The organism is Qipengyuania algicola (assembly GCF_042492175.1).
Lineage (GTDB): Bacteria > Pseudomonadota > Alphaproteobacteria > Sphingomonadales > Sphingomonadaceae > CAJXSN01.
In genome coordinates, this window is record NZ_CP170453.1 from 2,206,514 (window position 1) to 2,222,990 (window position 16,477).

The following is a 16,477-nucleotide window of genomic DNA, read 5'->3' on the forward strand; positions in this document are numbered from 1 at the left end:
GTGAAGGTCAAGGTCCAGAAACTAGACGGTAAGGCGTCCGGCGACATCGAATTGAACGATGCTGTCTTTGGCGTCGAGCCGCGCGCAGACATCCTGCACCGCGTGGTAACGTGGCAGCTGGAAAACCGCCGTGGAACGGCACGCCCGACGCGTGAGCGTTCGGATGTCGCCCGTACCGGTGCCAAGTTCGGTGCCCAAAAGGGTGGCGGCCGGGCTCGTCACGGTGACCGCGGTGCCCCGATCTTTATCGGTGGTGGTAAGGCGCACGGTGCCCGAAAGCGTGATTTCAACCAGCAGCTGAACAAGAAAGTTCGCGCGCTGGGTCTGAAAATGGCGCTGTCGAGCAAGGCGAAAGAGGGCCTCGTGGTCGTCGACACGCTGGAACTGAAGGACGCCAAGACGAAGGCGCTCAAGGGCCACTTCGAGAAGGCAGGCCTGAACGGCAAAGTCCTCTTCATCGATGGCGAAAGCGTCAATGACGGTTTTTCCAAGGCCGCTGGCAACCTGCCGGGCATCAATGTGCTGCCGGCCATGGGCGCCAATGTCTATGACATCCTGAAGCACGACACGCTGGTCCTGACCAAGGACGCGGTCGCAAAGCTGGAGGCACGGTTCAATGGCTAAGGCCCCGCAAGCAAAAGCAAATCACTACGACGTCGTGGTTGCTCCGCACATCACCGAGAAATCCACGCTGCTGTCCGAGCACAATGGGGTGATCTTCAAGGTGTCTGGCGATGCAACCAAGCCGCAGATCAAGGAGGCTGTCGAAGCTCTCTTTGGTGTGAAAGTGACCAACGTGAACACGCTGGTCCAGAAGGGCAAGACGAAGCGTTGGAAGGGCCGCCCTTACAAGCGGACCGACATGAAAAAAGCGATCGTCACTCTGGCAGACGGCGATTCCATCGACGTCACCAGCGGCGTCTGAGGCCAAGGGACAGGAACGAAACATGGCACTCAAAAATTATAAACCGACAAGTCCCGCCCGGCGCGGCCTTATCCTTGTCGACAAGTCCGGTCTGTTCAAAGGCAAGCCGGTCAAGTCGCTCACGGAAGGCAAGCGCAAGACGGGTGGCCGGAACAACAAAGGCCACGTCACGTCGCGCGGCATCGGTGGCGGTCACAAGCAGAAGTACCGCTTCATCGATTTCAAGCGCCGCAAGTGGGATGTCGAAGGCACGGTCGAGCGGATCGAATACGATCCCAACCGCACCGCCTTCATCGCGCTGATCAAGTATGACGACGGCGAAGTGAACTACATTGTTGCCCCGCAGCGTCTCGCTGTCGGTGACAAGGTTATCGCTGGCGAGAAGGTCGATACGAAGCCGGGCAATGCCATGCTTCTGGGCCAGATGCCGGTCGGCACCATTTGCCACAATGTGGAAATGAAGCCGGGCAAGGGCGGTCAGATTGCCCGCTCTGCTGGCACCTATGTGCAGCTCGTCGGCCGTGACCGCGGTATGGTCATTGTTCGTCTGAACAGCGGTGAGCAGCGTTACCTGCGGGCCGATTGCATGGGCACGGTTGGCGCGGTTTCGAACCCCGACAACCAGAACCAGAACTTCGGCAAGGCCGGTCGTACCCGCTGGAAGGGCCGCAAGCCCCTCACGCGCGGTGTGGCAAAGAACCCGGTCGATCACCCGCATGGTGGTGGTGAAGGCCGGACATCGGGTGGTCGCCACCCCGTTACGCCGTGGGGTAAGCCCACCAAGGGTGCGCGCACCCGCAAGAACAAGCAGACGGATAAGTACATTATCCGTTCGCGCCACGCCAAGAAGAAGAGGTAACCGGACATGGCTCGTTCCATCTGGAAAGGTCCGTTCGTCGAGCTCAGCCTTCTGAAGAAGGCGGAAGACGCGCAGGACGCAAACAGCAACAAACCGATCAAGACCTGGTCGCGCCGGAGCACTATCCTGCCGCAGTTCGTCGGTCTGACATTCAATGTCTACAATGGCATGAAGTTCATTCCTGTCTCCGTTTCGGAAGACATGGTCGGCCACAAGCTCGGCGAATTTGCGCCCACGCGTAGCTTCCCCGGTCATGCTGCCGACAAGAAGGGCAAGCGATAATGGGCAAGGCAAAATCCCCCCGCCGCGTTGGCGAGAACGAAGCGCTGGCCGTTGGCACGCAGATCCGTGGTTCGGCCCAGAAGCTGAACCTTGTTGCGGAACTGATCCGTGGCAAGAAGGTCGAAGAAGCGCTCAACATTCTCTCCTTCTCCAAGAAGGCGATGGCGCGCGACGCAACCAAGGTTCTGGCATCGGCAGTCGCCAATGCGGAAAACAACCACGATCTCGATGTGGACGCGCTGGTCGTGGCCGAAGCGAGTGTGGGCAAATCGATCACCATGAAGCGGTTTCACACTCGCGGTCGTGGCAAGAGCACACGCATTCTGAAGCCGTTCAGCCGGCTGCGGATTGTCGTGCGCGAGATGGAAGAGGCGTAAGATGGGCCAGAAGAGCAATCCGATCGGTCTGCGCCTGCAGATCAACCGCACCTGGGACAGCCGCTGGTACGCCGAAGGGCGTGACTATGCGCAGCTGCTCAAGGAAGACATCGAAATCCGCAAGCACATCATGACGTCGCTGCCCCAGGCCGCGATATCCAAGGTGGTGATCGAGCGTCCGGCCAAGCTGTGCCGCGTGTCGATCTATGCTGCGCGTCCCGGTGTCATCATCGGCAAGAAGGGCGCAGACATCGAAAAGCTGCGTTCCAAGCTCGCCACGATGACCGAAAGCGAAGTGAAGCTGAACATCGTCGAAATCCGCAAGCCGGAAGTCGATGCGAAGCTCGTCGCGCAGGGCATTGCCGATCAGCTGATCCGCCGAATCGCGTTCCGCCGCGCGATGAAGCGCGCCATGCAGTCCGCCATGCGTCTGGGTGCCGAAGGCATCAAGATCGTTTGCGGCGGCCGTCTTGGCGGTGCTGAAATCGCCCGCGTCGAGCAGTACCGTGAAGGCCGCGTGCCTTTGCACACGCTGCGCGCCAACATCGATTACGCCGAAACCGAAGCGCTGACTGCCTATGGCATCATCGGCATCAAGGTCTGGGTCTTCAAAGGCGAGATCCTCGGTCACGATCCGACCGCGCAGGACCGCCTGATGATGGAATCGCAGACCTCCGGGGTGCGTCCGGCCCGCTAAGGCTCGGCAAGATAGAGACAAGCTATGCTGCAACCGAAAAAACATAAATATCGCAAGGCCTTCAAGGGCCGGATCAAGGGCGACGCGAAGGGCGGCACCACGCTGAACTTCGGCTCCTATGGTCTGAAGGCTCTCGAGCCCGAGCGTATCACGGCGCGCCAGATCGAAGCGGCTCGCCGTGCGATCACGCGCCACATGCGCCGTCAGGGCCGCCTCTGGATCCGCGTCTTTCCGGACGTGCCAGTGTCCAAGAAGCCTGCCGAAGTCCGTCAGGGTAAAGGTAAGGGCTCGGTCGAATACTGGGCTGCTCGCGTAAAGCCGGGCCGCATCCTGTTCGAACTCGACGGTGTTTCGGGTCCGCTGGCCGCAGAAGCATTCAGCCGCGCAGCCATGAAGCTGCCGATCAAAACGAAGGTTGTGGCCCGTCTGGGCGACACCTCGCATCTGGGAGGCGAATAATGGCTAAAGTCGAAGACCTGCGCCAGAAGAGCGACGATCAGCTCAGCGACGAGCTCGTCGAGCTGAAGCGTGAAGCTTTCAACCTGCGCTTCCAGTCGGCCACCAACCAGCTCGAGGCTCCGGCCCGGGTTCGGGAAGTGCGTCGCACCATCGCCAAGATCAAGACTCTGCAGAACGAGCGCGCCAAGGCCGCCACTGCAGAGAAGGCTTGAGGAGTAGACAATGCCGAAACGTATCCTGATCGGGACTGTCACATCCGACAAGACCGACAAGACCGTGACCGTACTGGTCGAACGCAAGGTGAAGCACCCGCTCTACGGGAAGATCATCCGTCGTTCGAAGAAGTATCACGCGCACGATGAGAAGAACGAATTCACTCTGGGCGACGTCGTCCGGATCGAGGAGACCAAGCCGATCTCCAAGACCAAGACCTGGGCCGTGAAGGACCGGGTTACGGCAGGCGGTACTCAGGCGGTTGCGGCCGATCTGGATGTTGCCGAAGCGACACCGACCAAGGCTGAAAAGCCTGCCGATGCCGCACCCAAGGCAGAGAAAGCCGACGAAAAGGCCGACGCTGCAAGCTGATTTAAGTGGAACTGCCGGGCGCTGCTTTACCGCAGGGTCGTCCCGGCAAGCCGATGAGAAGGAACCGGATCGATGATCCAGATGCAATCCAATCTCGAAGTCGCGGACAATAGCGGCGCGAAGCGCGTCCAGTGCATTAAAGTGCTGGGCGGGTCGAAGCGCCGGTTTGCGTCCGTTGGCGACGTGATCGTGGTTTCCGTGAAGGAAGCCCAGCCGCGTGCGAAAGTGAAGAAGGGCGATGTCCATCGCGCTGTGATCGTTCGCACCCGCAAAGATGTTCGCCGCGCAGACGGCAGCGTCATCCGTTTCGACAGCAACGCTGCCGTGCTGGTCAACAAGACCGAGGAGCCGATCGGAACCCGTATCTTTGGCCCCGTGGTTCGCGAGCTGCGCGGTCGCGGGTTCATGAAGATTATCTCGCTTGCTCCGGAGGTGCTGTAATGGGCTCCGCTCGTATCAAGAAGGGTGACAGCGTCGTGATCCTGTCCGGCAAGGACAAGGGCCAGACCGGCACCGTATCGAAAGTCATGCCGAAGGAAGGCAAGGTTGTGGTCGAGGGCGTCAATATGATGACCCGTCACCGCAAGCCGACCCAGGCCAATCCGCAGGGCGGCATCGACCGTGTCGAAGCTCCGCTGCACATGGCCAAGGTGGCCGTGGCCGATCCCAAGGATGGCAAGCCGACCCGCGTCCGTTTCGAGGAAAAGGACGGCAAGAAGGTCCGTATCGCCGTGAAATCGGGAGAAACGATCGATGGCTGATTATACGCCCCGCATGAAGCAGCGCTTCGAAGGTGACATCACGAAAGCGATGACCGAGAAGTTCGGCTACAAGAACGCTCTGGAAGTTCCCCGGATTGCCAAGATCACGCTCAACATGGGTGTGGGCGAGGCGAGCCAGGACAAGAAGAAAGTCCAGACGGCTGCAGAAGAAATGGCCCTGATTGCTGGTCAGAAGCCGGTTATCACCAAGGCCAAGAAATCCATCGCCCAGTTCAAGCTGCGCGAAGGCATGCCGATCGGTTGCAAGGTCACCCTGCGCCGTGAACGTATGTATGAATTTCTGGACCGCCTGATCACGATCGCGATGCCGCGTATCCGTGACTTTCGTGGCCTGAACCCCGCCAGTTTCGATGGCCGTGGCAACTACGCCATGGGCCTGAAGGAGCAGATCGTCTTTCCCGAGATTTCGTACGACCAGATCGACGTCGTCCGCGGGATGGACATCATCGTAACCACTACGGCGAAGACCGACGAAGAAGCGCGCGAATTGCTGCGTCTTTTCGGTTTCCCGTTCCCGGCTGAACAGTCGGAAGAGAAGGAGGCGGCGTGAGCCGTCTTCGGACCCAGACTTCAAGGAAGAGAGCTTAAGTCCAATGGCGAAACTGAGTTCCATTAACAAGAACGAGAAGCGCAAGAAGCTCGTCAAGCAGTACGCTGCGAAGTACGAGAAGCTGAAAGCGATCGCGAACGACAAATCCCTCGACGAGGGCGAGCGTTTGATCGCACGTCTCAAAATGGCGGAATTGCCGCGCAATGCGAATCCCACGCGCGTGCGCAACCGCTGCTCCACCACCGGCCGCCCGCGCGGCTATTATCGCAAGTTCGGCGTCAACCGTATCGAACTGCGGAACCTCGGTAACAAGGGCCTGATTCCGGGCCTGACGAAATCGAGCTGGTGAGGACCTGATAGATGGCTATGACCGATCCCCTGGGTGATATGCTCACCCGCATCCGTAACGGACAGCAGGCCAAGAAGGACTCCGTCCTGTCGCCTGCATCCAAACTGCGTGCAAACGTGCTCGAGGTTCTCCAGCGCGAAGGCTACATCCGTGGCTATTCGTCGGACGACAGCGGCAAGCATCCTGCGCTGCGCATCGAATTGAAATATTTCGAAGGCGAGCCCGCGATCAAGCACGTGTCCCGCGTTTCCAAGCCGGGCCGCCGCGTCTATTCGGGTTCGAAAGAACTTCCGACCGTACGCAACGGCCTTGGTATCACCATCGTCTCGACCCCTCGCGGTGTGCTTTCGGACAACGAAGCCCGCACCGAGAATGTCGGCGGCGAAGTGCTTGCGGAGGTCTTCTGATGAGCCGCATCGGTAAAAAAGCCGTGGCCATTCCCAGTGGTGTGACCGCGAGCATCGACAACGGTACGCTGACCGTGAAGGGCCCCAAGGGCACTCTCACTCTGGGTCTGTCCGACCTCATCGACTACAAGGTCGAGGGTGAGGAAATCCAGGTCAAGCCGGCCAACGACACCAAGCAGGCGCGTTCCTTCTGGGGCATGCAGCGCACGCTGGTTTCCAATCTGGTCGAAGGGGTGACCGACGGTTTCTCCAAGACGCTGGAAATTTCCGGTGTCGGTTATCGTGCACAGGCGCAGGGCAAGAAGCTCAAGCTTCAGCTCGGCTACAGCCACGATGTCGATCTCGACGTGCCCGAGGGCCTCGAGGTGAAAACGCCCGACCAGACGACTGTGATCGTCTCGGGCATCGACAAACAGGCTGTCGGCGAATTCGCCGCTAACATTCGCAAATGGCGCAAGCCCGAGCCGTACAAGGGCAAGGGCATCAAGTACCAGGGCGAATACGTCTTCCGCAAGGAAGGGAAGAAGAAGTAAGATGGCAAAGCTCTCTCTTTTCGAACGTCGCCGCCGCCGTGTGCGCTCGGCATTGCGCAAGCGTTCCGGCGACAAGCCGCGTTTGTCCGTGCATCGCACCGGCCAGCATATCTACGCCCAGATCATCGACGACGCTGCCGGCAAGACTGTTGCCGCTGCCTCGACGCTGGGCGGCAAGAGTTCCGGCGCGAATATGGACGCTGCCAAGGCAGTCGGGTCCGATATCGCCGCAGCTGCCAAGAAGGCTGGCGTAACCACTGTCGTGTTCGATCGCGGCGGGTTCCTGTTCCATGGCCGCGTAAAAGCGCTGGCCGATGCCGCCCGTGAAGGCGGGCTGGAGTTCTGATCATGGCTGATGAAAACAAAACCCCGGATGCGAGCGAAACGCCTGCAACCGACGAAGCCAAGCCTGCTGAAGCTGCCGCTCCGGCGACTGCTGAAAGCGGTCCCGAAGTGACCAAGGAAGAGCCGGCTGTGGCCGATACGCCTTCCGAAGCGGCAGCCAACCAGAGCCCTGCACAGGGCGATGACGGCAATGCCCGCACGCAGCAGAATGCGCGCGGCGGACGCGGTGGCGGCGGTGGCCGTGACAATCGCGGCGGCGGCGGTGGCCGGGGCCGTGGTGGCCGCGACAACAATCGCCGTGGCGGCCGTGACGAGCCCGATGATGGCATTGCCGAGAAGCTGGTCCACATCAACCGCGTCTCCAAGACGGTGAAGGGCGGTAAACGCTTCGGTTTCGCCGCTCTCGTGGTGGTCGGTGACGGCCAGGGCCGCGTCGGCTTCGGCAAGGGCAAGGCCCGCGAAGTGCCGGAAGCCATTACCAAGGCAACCGCTGCAGCGCGCAAGAAGATGATCCGCGTTTCGCTGAAGGAAGGCCGCACGCTGCACCATGATGGCAATGGCCGTTTCGGTGCCGGCAAGGTGACCATCCGCACAGCGCCTCCGGGTACCGGCATCATCGCCGGTGGTCCGATGCGTGCCGTGTTCGAAAGCCTGGGTGTGGCCGATGTGGTGACCAAATCGGTCGGCACGTCCAACCCCTACAACATGATCCGCGCTACTTTCGATGCGCTGACCGACCAGACGTCGCCGAAATCGGTGGCGCAGCGCCGGGGCAAGAAAGTCGCCGACCTGCTGGGTCGCGGCGGAGCCAGCGAAGCCGAGGCGAAAGCCGACGCCGAAGCTGTGGTGGAGTAAGACACATGGCGAAAATCAAGATCAAGCAGATCGGTTCGCCGATCCGCCGCCCGGCCAGCCAGAAGAAAATTCTGATTGGCCTGGGTCTGGGTAAAATGAACCGCGTGGTGGAGCTGGAAGATACTCCCGAAGTGCGCGGTGCTATTGCCAAGCTGCCGCATATGGTGGCTCTGGTCGATTGACCTTCTGGCGCCTGCTCTTGCGGGGGGATAATTTCCCCATCGAAACGCAAGGGGAGGGCCAGCTCATGGGCTTCTATGCGACCCGCTGGGTCGAGGCGGCCGATGAGGAGGAGGCTTTTCACAAGGCGGTTATGCTGCTGAGAGAAGCTCCGGAATTAGCGGGTGTGCCCAAGGGCTGCGGTGCCGATATCGTGTCCGAGGAAATCACCCGGTTACCAGCCGGTCAGGTCCCGCCACAGCGCGAGGGGCTGACCTTTTTCAGGATGGCAACATCCAGCGCGTAGAAAAGCGAAAGCGAGTGCAGATCATGAAACTGAACGATCTTAGAGACAATCCCGGCGCCCGTAAGACCCGCATCCGTGTGGGCCGTGGTATCGGTTCGGGCAAAGGCAAGACCGCTGGCCGAGGCCAAAAGGGCCAGAAGAGCCGCTCCGGTGTGGCTATCAAGGGCTTCGAAGGCGGCCAGATGCCGCTTCACATGCGTCTGCCGAAGCGCGGGTTCAACAACCCGTTCGGCAAGGATTTCGCCGAAGTGAACCTGGGCATGGTCCAGAAGTTCATCGATGCGAAGAAGCTCGATGCGAAAAAAGATATCGACCACGCTGCGCTGAAGGCAGCCGGCCTTGCCCGTGGCGGCAAGGACGGTGTGCGTCTGCTGGGCAAGGGCGAGATCTCTGCCAAGGTCAAATTCATCGTCGCCGGTGCGTCGAAGGGTGCCGTTGAAGCCGTTGAAAAGGCTGGCGGTTCGGTCGAAGTGGTCGAGGTGAAAACGCCTTCGTCCAAGCCGAGCACCGTCAAGGGCGAGAAGAAGACCGGCACTGCGGCTGACAAGCCGAAGAAAGCCAAATAAGACGAAAAAATAGGGCGGCGGGTTCGACATCGGGCCCGCCGCTCCCTATGTCCTGTCCCGCATAGCCGGGAGGGCCGGCGACAGTTCAGGATTTGAAAAGTTCCGATGGCATCACGCGCCGACAATATCGCGAGCAATATGAGCCTCGCCAATTTCTCCAAGGCAACCGAGCTGCGTCAGCGCATCTGGTTCACGCTTGGGGCATTGATCGTCTTTCGTTTCCTCAGCTTCGTGCCGCTGCCGGGTGTGAACCCGCTGGTTCTCGAAAGCCTGTATGACACGACGCGGGGCGGGATCCTCGATCTGTTCAACACTTTCTCGGGCGGCAGTTTGGAGCGGATGAGCCTCATCGCGCTGGGCGTGATGCCCTACATTACCGCCTCGATTGTGGTGCAGATGGCCGCAGCCTTGCACCCGACACTGGCGGCCATGAAGAAAGAGGGCGCTTCGGGGCGCCAGAAAATCAACCAGTACACCCGTTACGGTACGGTGTTCCTCACCGCCATTCAGGGCTGGTTCCTGGCGACGGGCCTCGAAAGCTTCGGTGCTGCCAGCGGAATGCAGGCGGTGGTCGATCCGGGTGTCATGTTCCGTGTGGGCGCTGTCATCAGCCTTGTCGGCGGCACGATGTTCCTGCTGTGGCTGGGTGAGCAGATCACCGCGCGTGGCATCGGCAACGGTGTGTCGCTGATCATTATGGCGGGCATTGTGGCCCAGTTCCCGAGCTTCGCCGCCAATATGTTCGAAGGCGGACGGACCGGCTCGATCAGCGCCTTTATCATCGTCGGCTTTATCGTGATGGTCGTCGCGCTCATCCTGTTCATCTGCTTTGTCGAGCGGGCGCAGCGGCGCTTGCTGATCCAGTATCCGAAGCGCGCGACCCAGCGCGGCATGATGCAGGCTGATCGCTCGCACCTGCCGCTCAAGCTGAACACCGCCGGGGTTATCCCGCCGATTTTCGCCAGTTCGCTGCTGCTGCTGCCGCTGACGATCAGCCAGTTTGCCGGCAACTCGGTCGACACGAACAGCGCCACGGGCGGCTTCATCGTGACGCTGAACCAGTATCTGCAGCACGGCCAACCGATCTACATGACGCTGTATGCGATCGGCATCATCTTCTTCGCGTTCTTCTACACCGCGGTTGTCTTCAACCCCGAAGAGCATGCGGAGAATTTGAAGAAGAATGGGGGCTTCATCCCCGGCATCCGTCCGGGCAAGCGCACGGCGGATTATCTCGATTATGTGCTGACCCGGATCACCGTGGTCGGGGCGATCTATCTGACGCTGGTTTGCGTCATTCCGGAATATATGATCGCGCAGACGGGTATTCCGTTGTTCCTGGGCGGAACCAGCCTGCTGATTGTGGTCAATGTGACTGTGGATACGATCACTCAGGTCCAATCCCATCTGCTGGCCCACCAGTATGGTGATCTGATCAAGAAGGCGAAGCTGAAGGGGCGGAAGCGCTAGGCTACGGCTGCGGCAGAGCTTCCCGAACAGAGCTGTCCAAATGGGGGTTTTTACGGCGTGAACATCATTCTGCTTGGCCCTCCGGGCGCTGGTAAGGGCACTCAGGCCCACCGTCTGGTCGAACATTACGGGATGCGCCAGCTGTCCACCGGCGACATGCTGCGCGCTGCGGTGAAGGCCGAGACGCCCGTCGGGCTGGAAGCCAAGGCCGTGATGGATCGCGGCGATCTGGTGTCCGACGAGATTGTCACAGCGCTGATCGATGCAGAGCTGACCGCCATGGGCGACGATGTCGGCGTGATTTTCGACGGCTACCCCCGCACACAGGCGCAGGCCGAACAGCTCGACGATCTCCTCGCCAAGCACGACCGCGAACTTACACGTGTGGTCGAGCTGGGTGTGGATGAAGACGCTTTGGTCGAGCGGATCACGGGCCGTTTCACCTGCGCCGAATGCGGAGCGCTGTATCACGACACAGCCAATCCGCCGGCGAAAGACGGCGTGTGCGACGAATGCGGGTCGACCGAGTTCAAGCGGCGTCCCGACGATAACGAAGAGACCGTGCGCAATCGGATGCAGGAATATCGCGGCAAGACCGCGCCGATCCTGCCGCATTACGAGGCCCGCGATCTGGTCTCCCGCGTTGATGGCATGGCCTCCATCGAGGAAGTCAGCAAGGCGATCGACGCGCTCCTCGCCTGAGCCGGCTTGATAGCTCTCTTTCCCGCTCCGCGCGCTTGCGTTAGGAGATGAGCGAGGAGGGCATAGGCCATCATGTATTCAAAGACATTCGCTACTGCCGCATGTGCGGCGGGATTGATCCTATCCGCGCCTGCAGCGGCCGAGGTCATCGACCAGTCGGATGACGGCTTCGTCACGCAGGACGGGGCCACGGTGAATGCTTCTCCGCAGGCCGTATGGCTGGCGCTGATTTCGCCGGGCGAATGGTGGAACGACGCGCATACGTGGTCGGGCGATGCGGGCAATATGACGCTGGAACCGCAAGCCAATGGCTGTTTTTGCGAACGTATTCCGGCGACCGAGGAAGACGGAGCCATCGGCCTCGCCGGCAGCGTCCGGCATATGACTGTCATCCAGTCCTTTCCCCGCCGGGTGCTGCGCATGCGCGGCGGCCTCGGGCCTTTGCAGAGCGAACCTGCGGATGGTGTCCTGACGATCACCATGAAGGGCAATGAGGACAACACCGAGACGCAGATCAACTGGACCTATGTCGTGGGCGGGCACATGCGTTTCGAAGTGCCAGTCATCGCCAAGGCGGTGGACGGCGTGATGAGCCAGCAGCTGACCGGCCTGACCGAAAAGCTGGGCGGCGCTGTCGGTGGCCGCGATGCTGTTCCTTCGCCCGAAGCTGACGAAACGACTGACGAGCCAGCCGATGAACCCGAAGCCGACGACGCGTCCGTCGACGGGGACGAAGGAAGCGATGCCGCAGGGGAGGGCGGGGATGACTCCCCTGAAGAGACAGCGGAAGCGCCTCCGAAGCGGGCGATCGATGCCGCCGACGTGCTGGATGCACTCGATGCATTGGCGACAACCAGGGGCGAATAGGTCCGCCTTCTTCGCTCGTTTTTGACACAGGCGGAGCCCGGGGTTAGGCTGCTGACACAATCAGGAACAAGGCACTTGTCTTCGTCGCTGCGAAACCCATATCGGGTTCGCGCTTGAAGGGTGCGCTTGCGGTTGACGTGCGCGTCGAATCGACGTAAGCGCGCCTTTCATTCGATACATCTTTGAGCAGTCCGGCCGGCCGCAGCCATTTGACGCGCGCCACAACCGGGCTTTTTTGCATTGGCGAAGAAACCGCTCAACCGCTGCTATCGATGAGTTGTAGCTATGAGATAGGGGTGCAGCTGCGCGCTAATCCCTTGTGGAGCATGGAGAATTAAGTGGCTCGTATTGCCGGGGTAAACATCCCCACCAACAAGCGTGTGATTATCGCGCTGACCTATATTCACGGCATTGGTCGCACGACCGCCGTGGAAATCGCCAACAAGCTGGGCATCGATCATACCGTCCGCGTTCAGGACCTGACCGACGCCGAAGTCCTGCAAATTCGCGAGACGATCGACGCCGATTATCAGGTGGAGGGTGACCTTCGTCGCAACACGGCGATGAACATCAAGCGTCTGATGGACCTGCGTTCCTATCGCGGCCTGCGTCACCGGAACGGCCTGCCCGTTCGCGGTCAGCGCACGCACACCAACGCTCGCACCCGCAAGGGCAAGGCGAAGCCGATCGCTGGTAAGAAGAAGTAAGCGCAAGCGCCTTCATCTTTCCCAAGCTTAGACGAATACGAGGAATTTCATCATGGCACGCGAACCAGGCCGCGTTAAGCGCCGCGAGCGTAAGAATATCAGCAGCGGTGTTGCGCATATCAACGCCAGCTTCAACAACACGATGATCACCATCACCGACGCACAGGGCAATGCTATCAGCTGGTCCAGCGCCGGGATGATGGGCTTCAAGGGCAGCCGGAAATCGACGCCCTATGCTGCCCAGGTCGCCGCAGACGATGCCGGCAAGAAGGCCGCCGAACACGGCGTCCGCACGCTGGAAGTCGAAGTGAAGGGCCCGGGCTCGGGCCGCGAGAGCGCATTGCGCGGTCTTGCCGCTGTCGGTTTCACCATTACATCCATTCGCGATGTGACGCCGATCCCGCACAATGGTGTGCGGCCATCCAAGCGTCGCCGCGTCTGATCCGCAATTTTCCGATGGCCTCGTGCTGAGGCTGCCGGAACCCTTTTGTTGGACCGGATGCGCCTCCCGCAGCGCTCCGGTCCTACCCGCATCCGAACCAGGGGAAATCCATGTCCGTCAATAACAAGAACTGGCAGGAACTGAAGAAACCCAACCAGCTTGAAGTCAAGGAAGGCGGCGACAAGAAGCGCAAAGCCACCTTCATCGCCGAACCGCTCGAGCGCGGCTTTGGTCTGACGCTGGGCAACGCGCTGCGCCGCGTGCTGCTGTCCTCCCTCCAGGGGGCGGCGATCACCTCGATCAAGATCGAGAATGTGCTGCATGAATTCTCGTCGCTCGCCGGCGTGCGTGAAGACGTGACCGACATCGTTCTGAACGTGAAGCAGATCGCACTGAAGATGGAAGGCGAGGGGCCCAAGCGCCTGCAGCTTTCCGCAACCGGTCCGGGCGAAGTTACCGCCGGTGACATCGCTGTGTCCGGCGACATCGAAGTGATGAACAAGGATCTGGTGATCTGTCATCTGGATGACGGCGCCAACCTCAACATGGAACTGACGGCCGATGTCGGCAGCGGCTATGTGCCTGCCGTGCAGAACCGTCCGGCCGATGCGCCGATCGGTCTGATCCCGGTGGACAGCCTGTATTCGCCGATCCGTCAGGTCAGCTACAAGGTCGAGAAGGCCCGTGTTGGCCAGGAACTGGACTTCGACAAGCTGAGCCTGACCATCGAAACCGACGGTACGGTCACGCCTGACGATGCCGTGGCTTACGCCGCGCGCATTCTGCAGGACCAGCTGACCCTGTTCGTCCACTTCGAAGAAGGCATTCCGCAGCCGCAGGCCGCGATGATCGGCATGGCTGCAGAGCCGCAGGAATCGGACGCCAACCAGCTCAACCGTTACCTCCTCAAGAAGGTCGACGAGCTGGAACTGTCGGTCCGCAGCGCCAACTGCCTCAAGAACGACAACATCATCTATATCGGCGATCTGGTCCAGAAGACCGAAGCCGAGATGCTGCGTACGCCGAATTTCGGCCGCAAGTCGCTCAATGAGATCAAGGAAGTGCTCTCCAGCATGGGTCTGCGCCTCGGGATGGATATCCCTGGCTGGCCGCCGGAGAACATCGAAGAAATGGCCAAGAAGCTCGAGCAAGAGTTGTTGGGCTAACTGATACTTCTATTCGTCATTCCCGCGAAAGCGGGAACCTAGGATGGCACCGCGTGCCTTCTCACACTGGGTCCCCGCCTTCGCGGGGATGACGAGCAGAGGATCGAGGGACCGGTGATACCCATTTATCACCAGCTACGGGCTACCTCACACGGGCCCATAACGAACTGAAGGATACAAATTATGCGTCACGGTCTTTCCCAGCGTAAGCTGAGCCGTAAGTCGGGCCACCGTAAGGCTCTTTTCCGCAATATGAGCCAGGCTCTCATCAAGCACGAGCAGATCGTCACCACGCTGCCCAAGGCGAAAGAACTGCGTCCCTATGTCGAGAAGCTGATCACGCTCGCAAAGCGTGGTGGCCTTTCCAACCGTCGTCTCGCGCAGTCGCGCCTGCTCGACGAAACGCAGCTGAAGAAGCTGTTCGACGTTCTGGCCGAGCGTTATGCCGACCGTGATGGCGGCTACACCCGCATCATCAAGGCGGGCTACCGCGCGAGCGATGCGGCGCAGATGGCCGTGATCGAACTGGTCGACCGCGACGAAGATGCCAAGGGCCAGGACAGCGGCCCGGTGATGAGCGACGAAGACGAATACGAAGAGGCGTAAGTCTCTCTCCCCTGCGAAGGCGGGGCAGCAAGAAAGAAGGGCCGCACGGGAGCAATCCGGCGGCCCTTTTCTTTTGTGCAGGCGCGGTTAGGGTCCGCGCCCATGCGAACAATCCTCCTTCCCGCCGCCGCCCTCCTGATTGCCCTGCCAGCCTGCGCCGAGGTCAGTCCGCAGCAGCAATTGGAGCAGCGTTACGAGCGGGCTCTGGCTGCCGGCTACAAGGCGCTGATGATGTGTGGGGCGATGGCTCATTCACAAGCGCAGGGCGCGGCGCGCACCGACCGGCATGTGACACAGTGGGAACTGACCGGCATTTATCCCGCGCTCGATCCGATCATCCGGACGCTGCCGCACACAGTGGTCCGAGAGGCCGGGCAGATCGTCCGGGTCGAGGTCGAGTGGTCAGACGATATGCCGGCGCGCTTTGCGACCTATTCGCGGGACACCGGCTGCGCGGTGCAGCCCATCGGCATGGAAATTCCCGCGCGGTCTACCGTACCGCTCCCGACGCCGACGGTTGTCACACCGGATATCTCCGAGATCGTCGAACCGGACGAGGCGCTCGCTCCGGTAATCGCCACCGCGTTTGACGGCACCTTCGGAGAGCACAGCCGCACCACCGCCGTGGTGGTGCGACAGGACGGCGAGATCATTGCCGAGAGCTATGCCGATGGCTTTGGCCCCAACACGCCGCAGCGCACATGGTCGGTGGCCAAGAGCATCGCCGCGACGATTGTCGGCACATTCCAGCAAGGTGGCATCATCGATGTGAACCAGTCGGCAGGGATCGGGGAGAGCGAAGACGATCCGCGCCGCGCCATCACCATCGATCAATTGCTGCGCATGTCCTCGGGGCGCTCCTCCGATACGCCGGGGAACCGGACCGATCCGATGTATTGGGGCGGGGCGAGCGTGACCGAGCGGGCAGGCGACTGGCCGCTAGTCCATCCGCCGGGCACGGTGTTTCGCTATGCCAATAACGATACGCTGATGGCACTGGCACCGCTCGATCCGTTCAAGGACGAGCCCGGCTTCGACGGCCTGTTTCAAACGCTTGGGATGAATGCGACCGTGGCCGAGCGCGACTGGCAGGGCGATCACATGCTTTCCAGCCAGGTGTGGTCCACGGCGCGCGATCTGTCGCTGCTGGGCCAGTTGCATGCGCAAGACGGTGTGTGGGAGGGCGAGCGTATCCTGCCCGAAGGCTGGGTAGACTATGTCTCCAGCCCCACCGGCCCGCAGCCGGAAAGCGCCTATGGCTATGGCGCGAGCTGGTGGCTGATGCGCGGCATGGAAGGCATTCCGGACGATACCTTCGCCGCGCGCGGCAATCGCGGGCAATTCGTGGTCGTCGTGCCCAGCCGCAACGTGGTCATCGTGCGCCGCGGCGAGGATCTGGCGGGCATGGGTGGCTTCGATCTGGAAGCTTTCACCCGCGACGTGCTCGCCGCGATGGAGGATTGAACCTCCCACCGGAACG

The 16,477-nt window shown here is 61.0% G+C and carries 27 protein-coding genes and 1 pseudogene; all 28 read left to right on the top strand.

All coding sequences use genetic code 11. From position 1 onward, the window contains the following. Positions 1–624 (top strand): 50S ribosomal protein L4, encoded by a 624-nt coding sequence (gene rplD / locus ACFCW2_RS10455; RefSeq protein ID WP_379546216.1) that lies wholly within the window; start codon positions 1–3, stop codon positions 622–624. Further along, complete coding sequence (locus tag ACFCW2_RS10460; RefSeq protein ID WP_379546217.1) at positions 617–925, top strand: 50S ribosomal protein L23; 309 nt, start codon at positions 617–619, stop codon at positions 923–925. Before rplD ends, ACFCW2_RS10460 begins: the two co-directional genes overlap by 8 nt. A 22-nt stretch (positions 926–947) precedes the next feature. Further along, entirely contained in the window at positions 948–1,784 is an 837-nt protein-coding gene (rplB, locus tag ACFCW2_RS10465) for a 50S ribosomal protein L2 (RefSeq protein WP_379546218.1), read from the top strand. A 6-nt stretch (positions 1,785–1,790) separates the two neighbouring features. Then, positions 1,791–2,066, top strand: coding sequence for a 30S ribosomal protein S19 (gene rpsS, locus ACFCW2_RS10470; protein WP_379546219.1), 276 nt, complete (start codon positions 1,791–1,793; stop codon positions 2,064–2,066). Next, positions 2,066–2,443, top strand: a complete 378-nt coding sequence (gene rplV / locus ACFCW2_RS10475; RefSeq protein WP_379546220.1) for a 50S ribosomal protein L22 — start codon at positions 2,066–2,068, stop codon at positions 2,441–2,443. The genes rpsS and rplV overlap by 1 nt, the downstream gene beginning before the upstream one ends. A 1-nt stretch (position 2,444) precedes the next feature. Further along, positions 2,445–3,140 carry a 30S ribosomal protein S3 gene (rpsC, locus tag ACFCW2_RS10480; protein WP_379546222.1) on the top strand — a complete coding sequence of 232 codons (696 nt, stop codon included), beginning with the start codon at positions 2,445–2,447 and terminating at the stop codon, positions 3,138–3,140. Between the two features lie 24 nt (positions 3,141–3,164). After that, positions 3,165–3,599 (top strand): 50S ribosomal protein L16, encoded by a 435-nt coding sequence (gene rplP / locus ACFCW2_RS10485; RefSeq protein ID WP_379546224.1) that lies wholly within the window; start codon positions 3,165–3,167, stop codon positions 3,597–3,599. Next, the gene (rpmC, locus tag ACFCW2_RS10490) at positions 3,599–3,811 is read left to right on the top strand and encodes a 50S ribosomal protein L29 (protein WP_379546226.1); all 213 of its coding nucleotides are present in this window, start codon (positions 3,599–3,601) and stop codon (positions 3,809–3,811) included. Before rplP ends, rpmC begins: the two co-directional genes overlap by 1 nt. 10 nt (positions 3,812–3,821) lie before the next feature. Further along, positions 3,822–4,103, top strand: a pseudogene (rpsQ, locus tag ACFCW2_RS10495) (30S ribosomal protein S17); the annotation flags it as partial. Between the two features lie 153 nt (positions 4,104–4,256). Further along, entirely contained in the window at positions 4,257–4,625 is a 369-nt protein-coding gene (gene rplN, locus ACFCW2_RS10500) for a 50S ribosomal protein L14 (protein ID WP_379546228.1), read from the top strand. Continuing rightward, positions 4,625–4,945 (top strand): 50S ribosomal protein L24, encoded by a 321-nt coding sequence (gene rplX / locus ACFCW2_RS10505; RefSeq protein ID WP_379546229.1) that lies wholly within the window; start codon positions 4,625–4,627, stop codon positions 4,943–4,945. The genes rplN and rplX overlap by 1 nt, the downstream gene beginning before the upstream one ends. Continuing rightward, entirely contained in the window at positions 4,938–5,516 is a 579-nt protein-coding gene (gene rplE, locus ACFCW2_RS10510) for a 50S ribosomal protein L5 (RefSeq protein WP_379546231.1), read from the top strand. Before rplX ends, rplE begins: the two co-directional genes overlap by 8 nt. Positions 5,517–5,559: 43 nt before the next feature. Beyond that, entirely contained in the window at positions 5,560–5,865 is a 306-nt protein-coding gene (gene rpsN / locus ACFCW2_RS10515; RefSeq protein WP_379546233.1) for a 30S ribosomal protein S14, read from the top strand. An 11-nt stretch (positions 5,866–5,876) separates the two neighbouring features. Continuing rightward, entirely contained in the window at positions 5,877–6,272 is a 396-nt protein-coding gene (gene rpsH, locus ACFCW2_RS10520; RefSeq protein ID WP_379546234.1) for a 30S ribosomal protein S8, read from the top strand. Further along, entirely contained in the window at positions 6,272–6,805 is a 534-nt protein-coding gene (gene rplF, locus ACFCW2_RS10525; protein ID WP_379546236.1) for a 50S ribosomal protein L6, read from the top strand. Before rpsH ends, rplF begins: the two co-directional genes overlap by 1 nt. A gap of 1 nt (position 6,806) precedes the next feature. After that, entirely contained in the window at positions 6,807–7,151 is a 345-nt protein-coding gene (rplR, locus tag ACFCW2_RS10530; protein WP_379546238.1) for a 50S ribosomal protein L18, read from the top strand. After that, positions 7,151–8,005: a 30S ribosomal protein S5 gene (rpsE, locus tag ACFCW2_RS10535; protein ID WP_379548972.1), complete on the top strand. Its 855-nt coding sequence runs from the start codon at positions 7,151–7,153 to the stop codon at positions 8,003–8,005. The genes rplR and rpsE overlap by 1 nt, the downstream gene beginning before the upstream one ends. Positions 8,006–8,010: 5 nt before the next feature. Beyond that, a complete protein-coding gene (gene rpmD, locus ACFCW2_RS10540; protein ID WP_379546240.1) occupies positions 8,011–8,187 on the top strand; it encodes a 50S ribosomal protein L30 in 177 nt (58 codons plus the stop codon). Between the two features lie 65 nt (positions 8,188–8,252). Beyond that, complete coding sequence (locus ACFCW2_RS10545; RefSeq protein ID WP_379546242.1) at positions 8,253–8,471, top strand: hypothetical protein; 219 nt, start codon at positions 8,253–8,255, stop codon at positions 8,469–8,471. A 23-nt stretch (positions 8,472–8,494) separates the two neighbouring features. Continuing rightward, complete coding sequence (gene rplO / locus ACFCW2_RS10550; protein ID WP_379546243.1) at positions 8,495–9,037, top strand: 50S ribosomal protein L15; 543 nt, start codon at positions 8,495–8,497, stop codon at positions 9,035–9,037. 105 nt (positions 9,038–9,142) lie between these two features. Next, positions 9,143–10,507 carry a preprotein translocase subunit SecY gene (gene secY, locus ACFCW2_RS10555; protein WP_379546245.1) on the top strand — a complete coding sequence of 455 codons (1,365 nt, stop codon included), beginning with the start codon at positions 9,143–9,145 and terminating at the stop codon, positions 10,505–10,507. 57 nt (positions 10,508–10,564) lie between these two features. After that, positions 10,565–11,209, top strand: a complete 645-nt coding sequence (locus ACFCW2_RS10560) for an adenylate kinase (protein WP_379546246.1) — start codon at positions 10,565–10,567, stop codon at positions 11,207–11,209. 72 nt (positions 11,210–11,281) lie between these two features. Continuing rightward, the gene (locus ACFCW2_RS10565) at positions 11,282–12,076 is read left to right on the top strand and encodes an SRPBCC family protein (protein WP_379546248.1); all 795 of its coding nucleotides are present in this window, start codon (positions 11,282–11,284) and stop codon (positions 12,074–12,076) included. Between the two features lie 338 nt (positions 12,077–12,414). Further along, the gene (gene rpsM / locus ACFCW2_RS10570; protein ID WP_379546249.1) at positions 12,415–12,783 is read left to right on the top strand and encodes a 30S ribosomal protein S13; all 369 of its coding nucleotides are present in this window, start codon (positions 12,415–12,417) and stop codon (positions 12,781–12,783) included. Positions 12,784–12,835: 52 nt separating this feature from the next. Continuing rightward, positions 12,836–13,225, top strand: coding sequence for a 30S ribosomal protein S11 (rpsK, locus tag ACFCW2_RS10575; protein ID WP_379546251.1), 390 nt, complete (start codon positions 12,836–12,838; stop codon positions 13,223–13,225). A gap of 110 nt (positions 13,226–13,335) precedes the next feature. After that, entirely contained in the window at positions 13,336–14,391 is a 1,056-nt protein-coding gene (locus ACFCW2_RS10580; protein ID WP_379546252.1) for a DNA-directed RNA polymerase subunit alpha, read from the top strand. A 183-nt stretch (positions 14,392–14,574) separates the two neighbouring features. Then, complete coding sequence (rplQ, locus tag ACFCW2_RS10585; RefSeq protein WP_379546253.1) at positions 14,575–14,997, top strand: 50S ribosomal protein L17; 423 nt, start codon at positions 14,575–14,577, stop codon at positions 14,995–14,997. 102 nt (positions 14,998–15,099) lie between these two features. After that, positions 15,100–16,461: a serine hydrolase domain-containing protein gene (locus tag ACFCW2_RS10590; protein WP_379546254.1), complete on the top strand. Its 1,362-nt coding sequence runs from the start codon at positions 15,100–15,102 to the stop codon at positions 16,459–16,461. The last annotated feature ends 16 nt before the right edge of the window (positions 16,462–16,477 follow it).

Coding starts and splice junctions, on each gene's coding strand:
- rplB (WP_379546218.1), top strand. CDS start 948: ATGGCACTCAAAAATTATAAACCGACAAGTCCCGCCCGGCGCGGCCTT.
- rplP (WP_379546224.1), top strand. CDS start 3,165: ATGCTGCAACCGAAAAAACATAAATATCGCAAGGCCTTCAAGGGCCGG.
- rplV (WP_379546220.1), top strand. CDS start 2,066: ATGGGCAAGGCAAAATCCCCCCGCCGCGTTGGCGAGAACGAAGCGCTG.
- ACFCW2_RS10580 (WP_379546252.1), top strand. CDS start 13,336: ATGTCCGTCAATAACAAGAACTGGCAGGAACTGAAGAAACCCAACCAG.
- rpsK (WP_379546251.1), top strand. CDS start 12,836: ATGGCACGCGAACCAGGCCGCGTTAAGCGCCGCGAGCGTAAGAATATC.
- ACFCW2_RS10565 (WP_379546248.1), top strand. CDS start 11,282: ATGTATTCAAAGACATTCGCTACTGCCGCATGTGCGGCGGGATTGATC.
- rpsS (WP_379546219.1), top strand. CDS start 1,791: ATGGCTCGTTCCATCTGGAAAGGTCCGTTCGTCGAGCTCAGCCTTCTG.
- rplO (WP_379546243.1), top strand. CDS start 8,495: ATGAAACTGAACGATCTTAGAGACAATCCCGGCGCCCGTAAGACCCGC.
- rplN (WP_379546228.1), top strand. CDS start 4,257: ATGATCCAGATGCAATCCAATCTCGAAGTCGCGGACAATAGCGGCGCG.
- rplX (WP_379546229.1), top strand. CDS start 4,625: ATGGGCTCCGCTCGTATCAAGAAGGGTGACAGCGTCGTGATCCTGTCC.
- rpsC (WP_379546222.1), top strand. CDS start 2,445: ATGGGCCAGAAGAGCAATCCGATCGGTCTGCGCCTGCAGATCAACCGC.
- rplF (WP_379546236.1), top strand. CDS start 6,272: ATGAGCCGCATCGGTAAAAAAGCCGTGGCCATTCCCAGTGGTGTGACC.
- rplE (WP_379546231.1), top strand. CDS start 4,938: ATGGCTGATTATACGCCCCGCATGAAGCAGCGCTTCGAAGGTGACATC.
- rplR (WP_379546238.1), top strand. CDS start 6,807: ATGGCAAAGCTCTCTCTTTTCGAACGTCGCCGCCGCCGTGTGCGCTCG.
- rplQ (WP_379546253.1), top strand. CDS start 14,575: ATGCGTCACGGTCTTTCCCAGCGTAAGCTGAGCCGTAAGTCGGGCCAC.
- secY (WP_379546245.1), top strand. CDS start 9,143: ATGGCATCACGCGCCGACAATATCGCGAGCAATATGAGCCTCGCCAAT.
- rpmD (WP_379546240.1), top strand. CDS start 8,011: ATGGCGAAAATCAAGATCAAGCAGATCGGTTCGCCGATCCGCCGCCCG.
- ACFCW2_RS10590 (WP_379546254.1), top strand. CDS start 15,100: ATGCGAACAATCCTCCTTCCCGCCGCCGCCCTCCTGATTGCCCTGCCA.
- rpsN (WP_379546233.1), top strand. CDS start 5,560: ATGGCGAAACTGAGTTCCATTAACAAGAACGAGAAGCGCAAGAAGCTC.
- rpsH (WP_379546234.1), top strand. CDS start 5,877: ATGGCTATGACCGATCCCCTGGGTGATATGCTCACCCGCATCCGTAAC.
- ACFCW2_RS10460 (WP_379546217.1), top strand. CDS start 617: ATGGCTAAGGCCCCGCAAGCAAAAGCAAATCACTACGACGTCGTGGTT.
- ACFCW2_RS10545 (WP_379546242.1), top strand. CDS start 8,253: ATGGGCTTCTATGCGACCCGCTGGGTCGAGGCGGCCGATGAGGAGGAG.
- rpmC (WP_379546226.1), top strand. CDS start 3,599: ATGGCTAAAGTCGAAGACCTGCGCCAGAAGAGCGACGATCAGCTCAGC.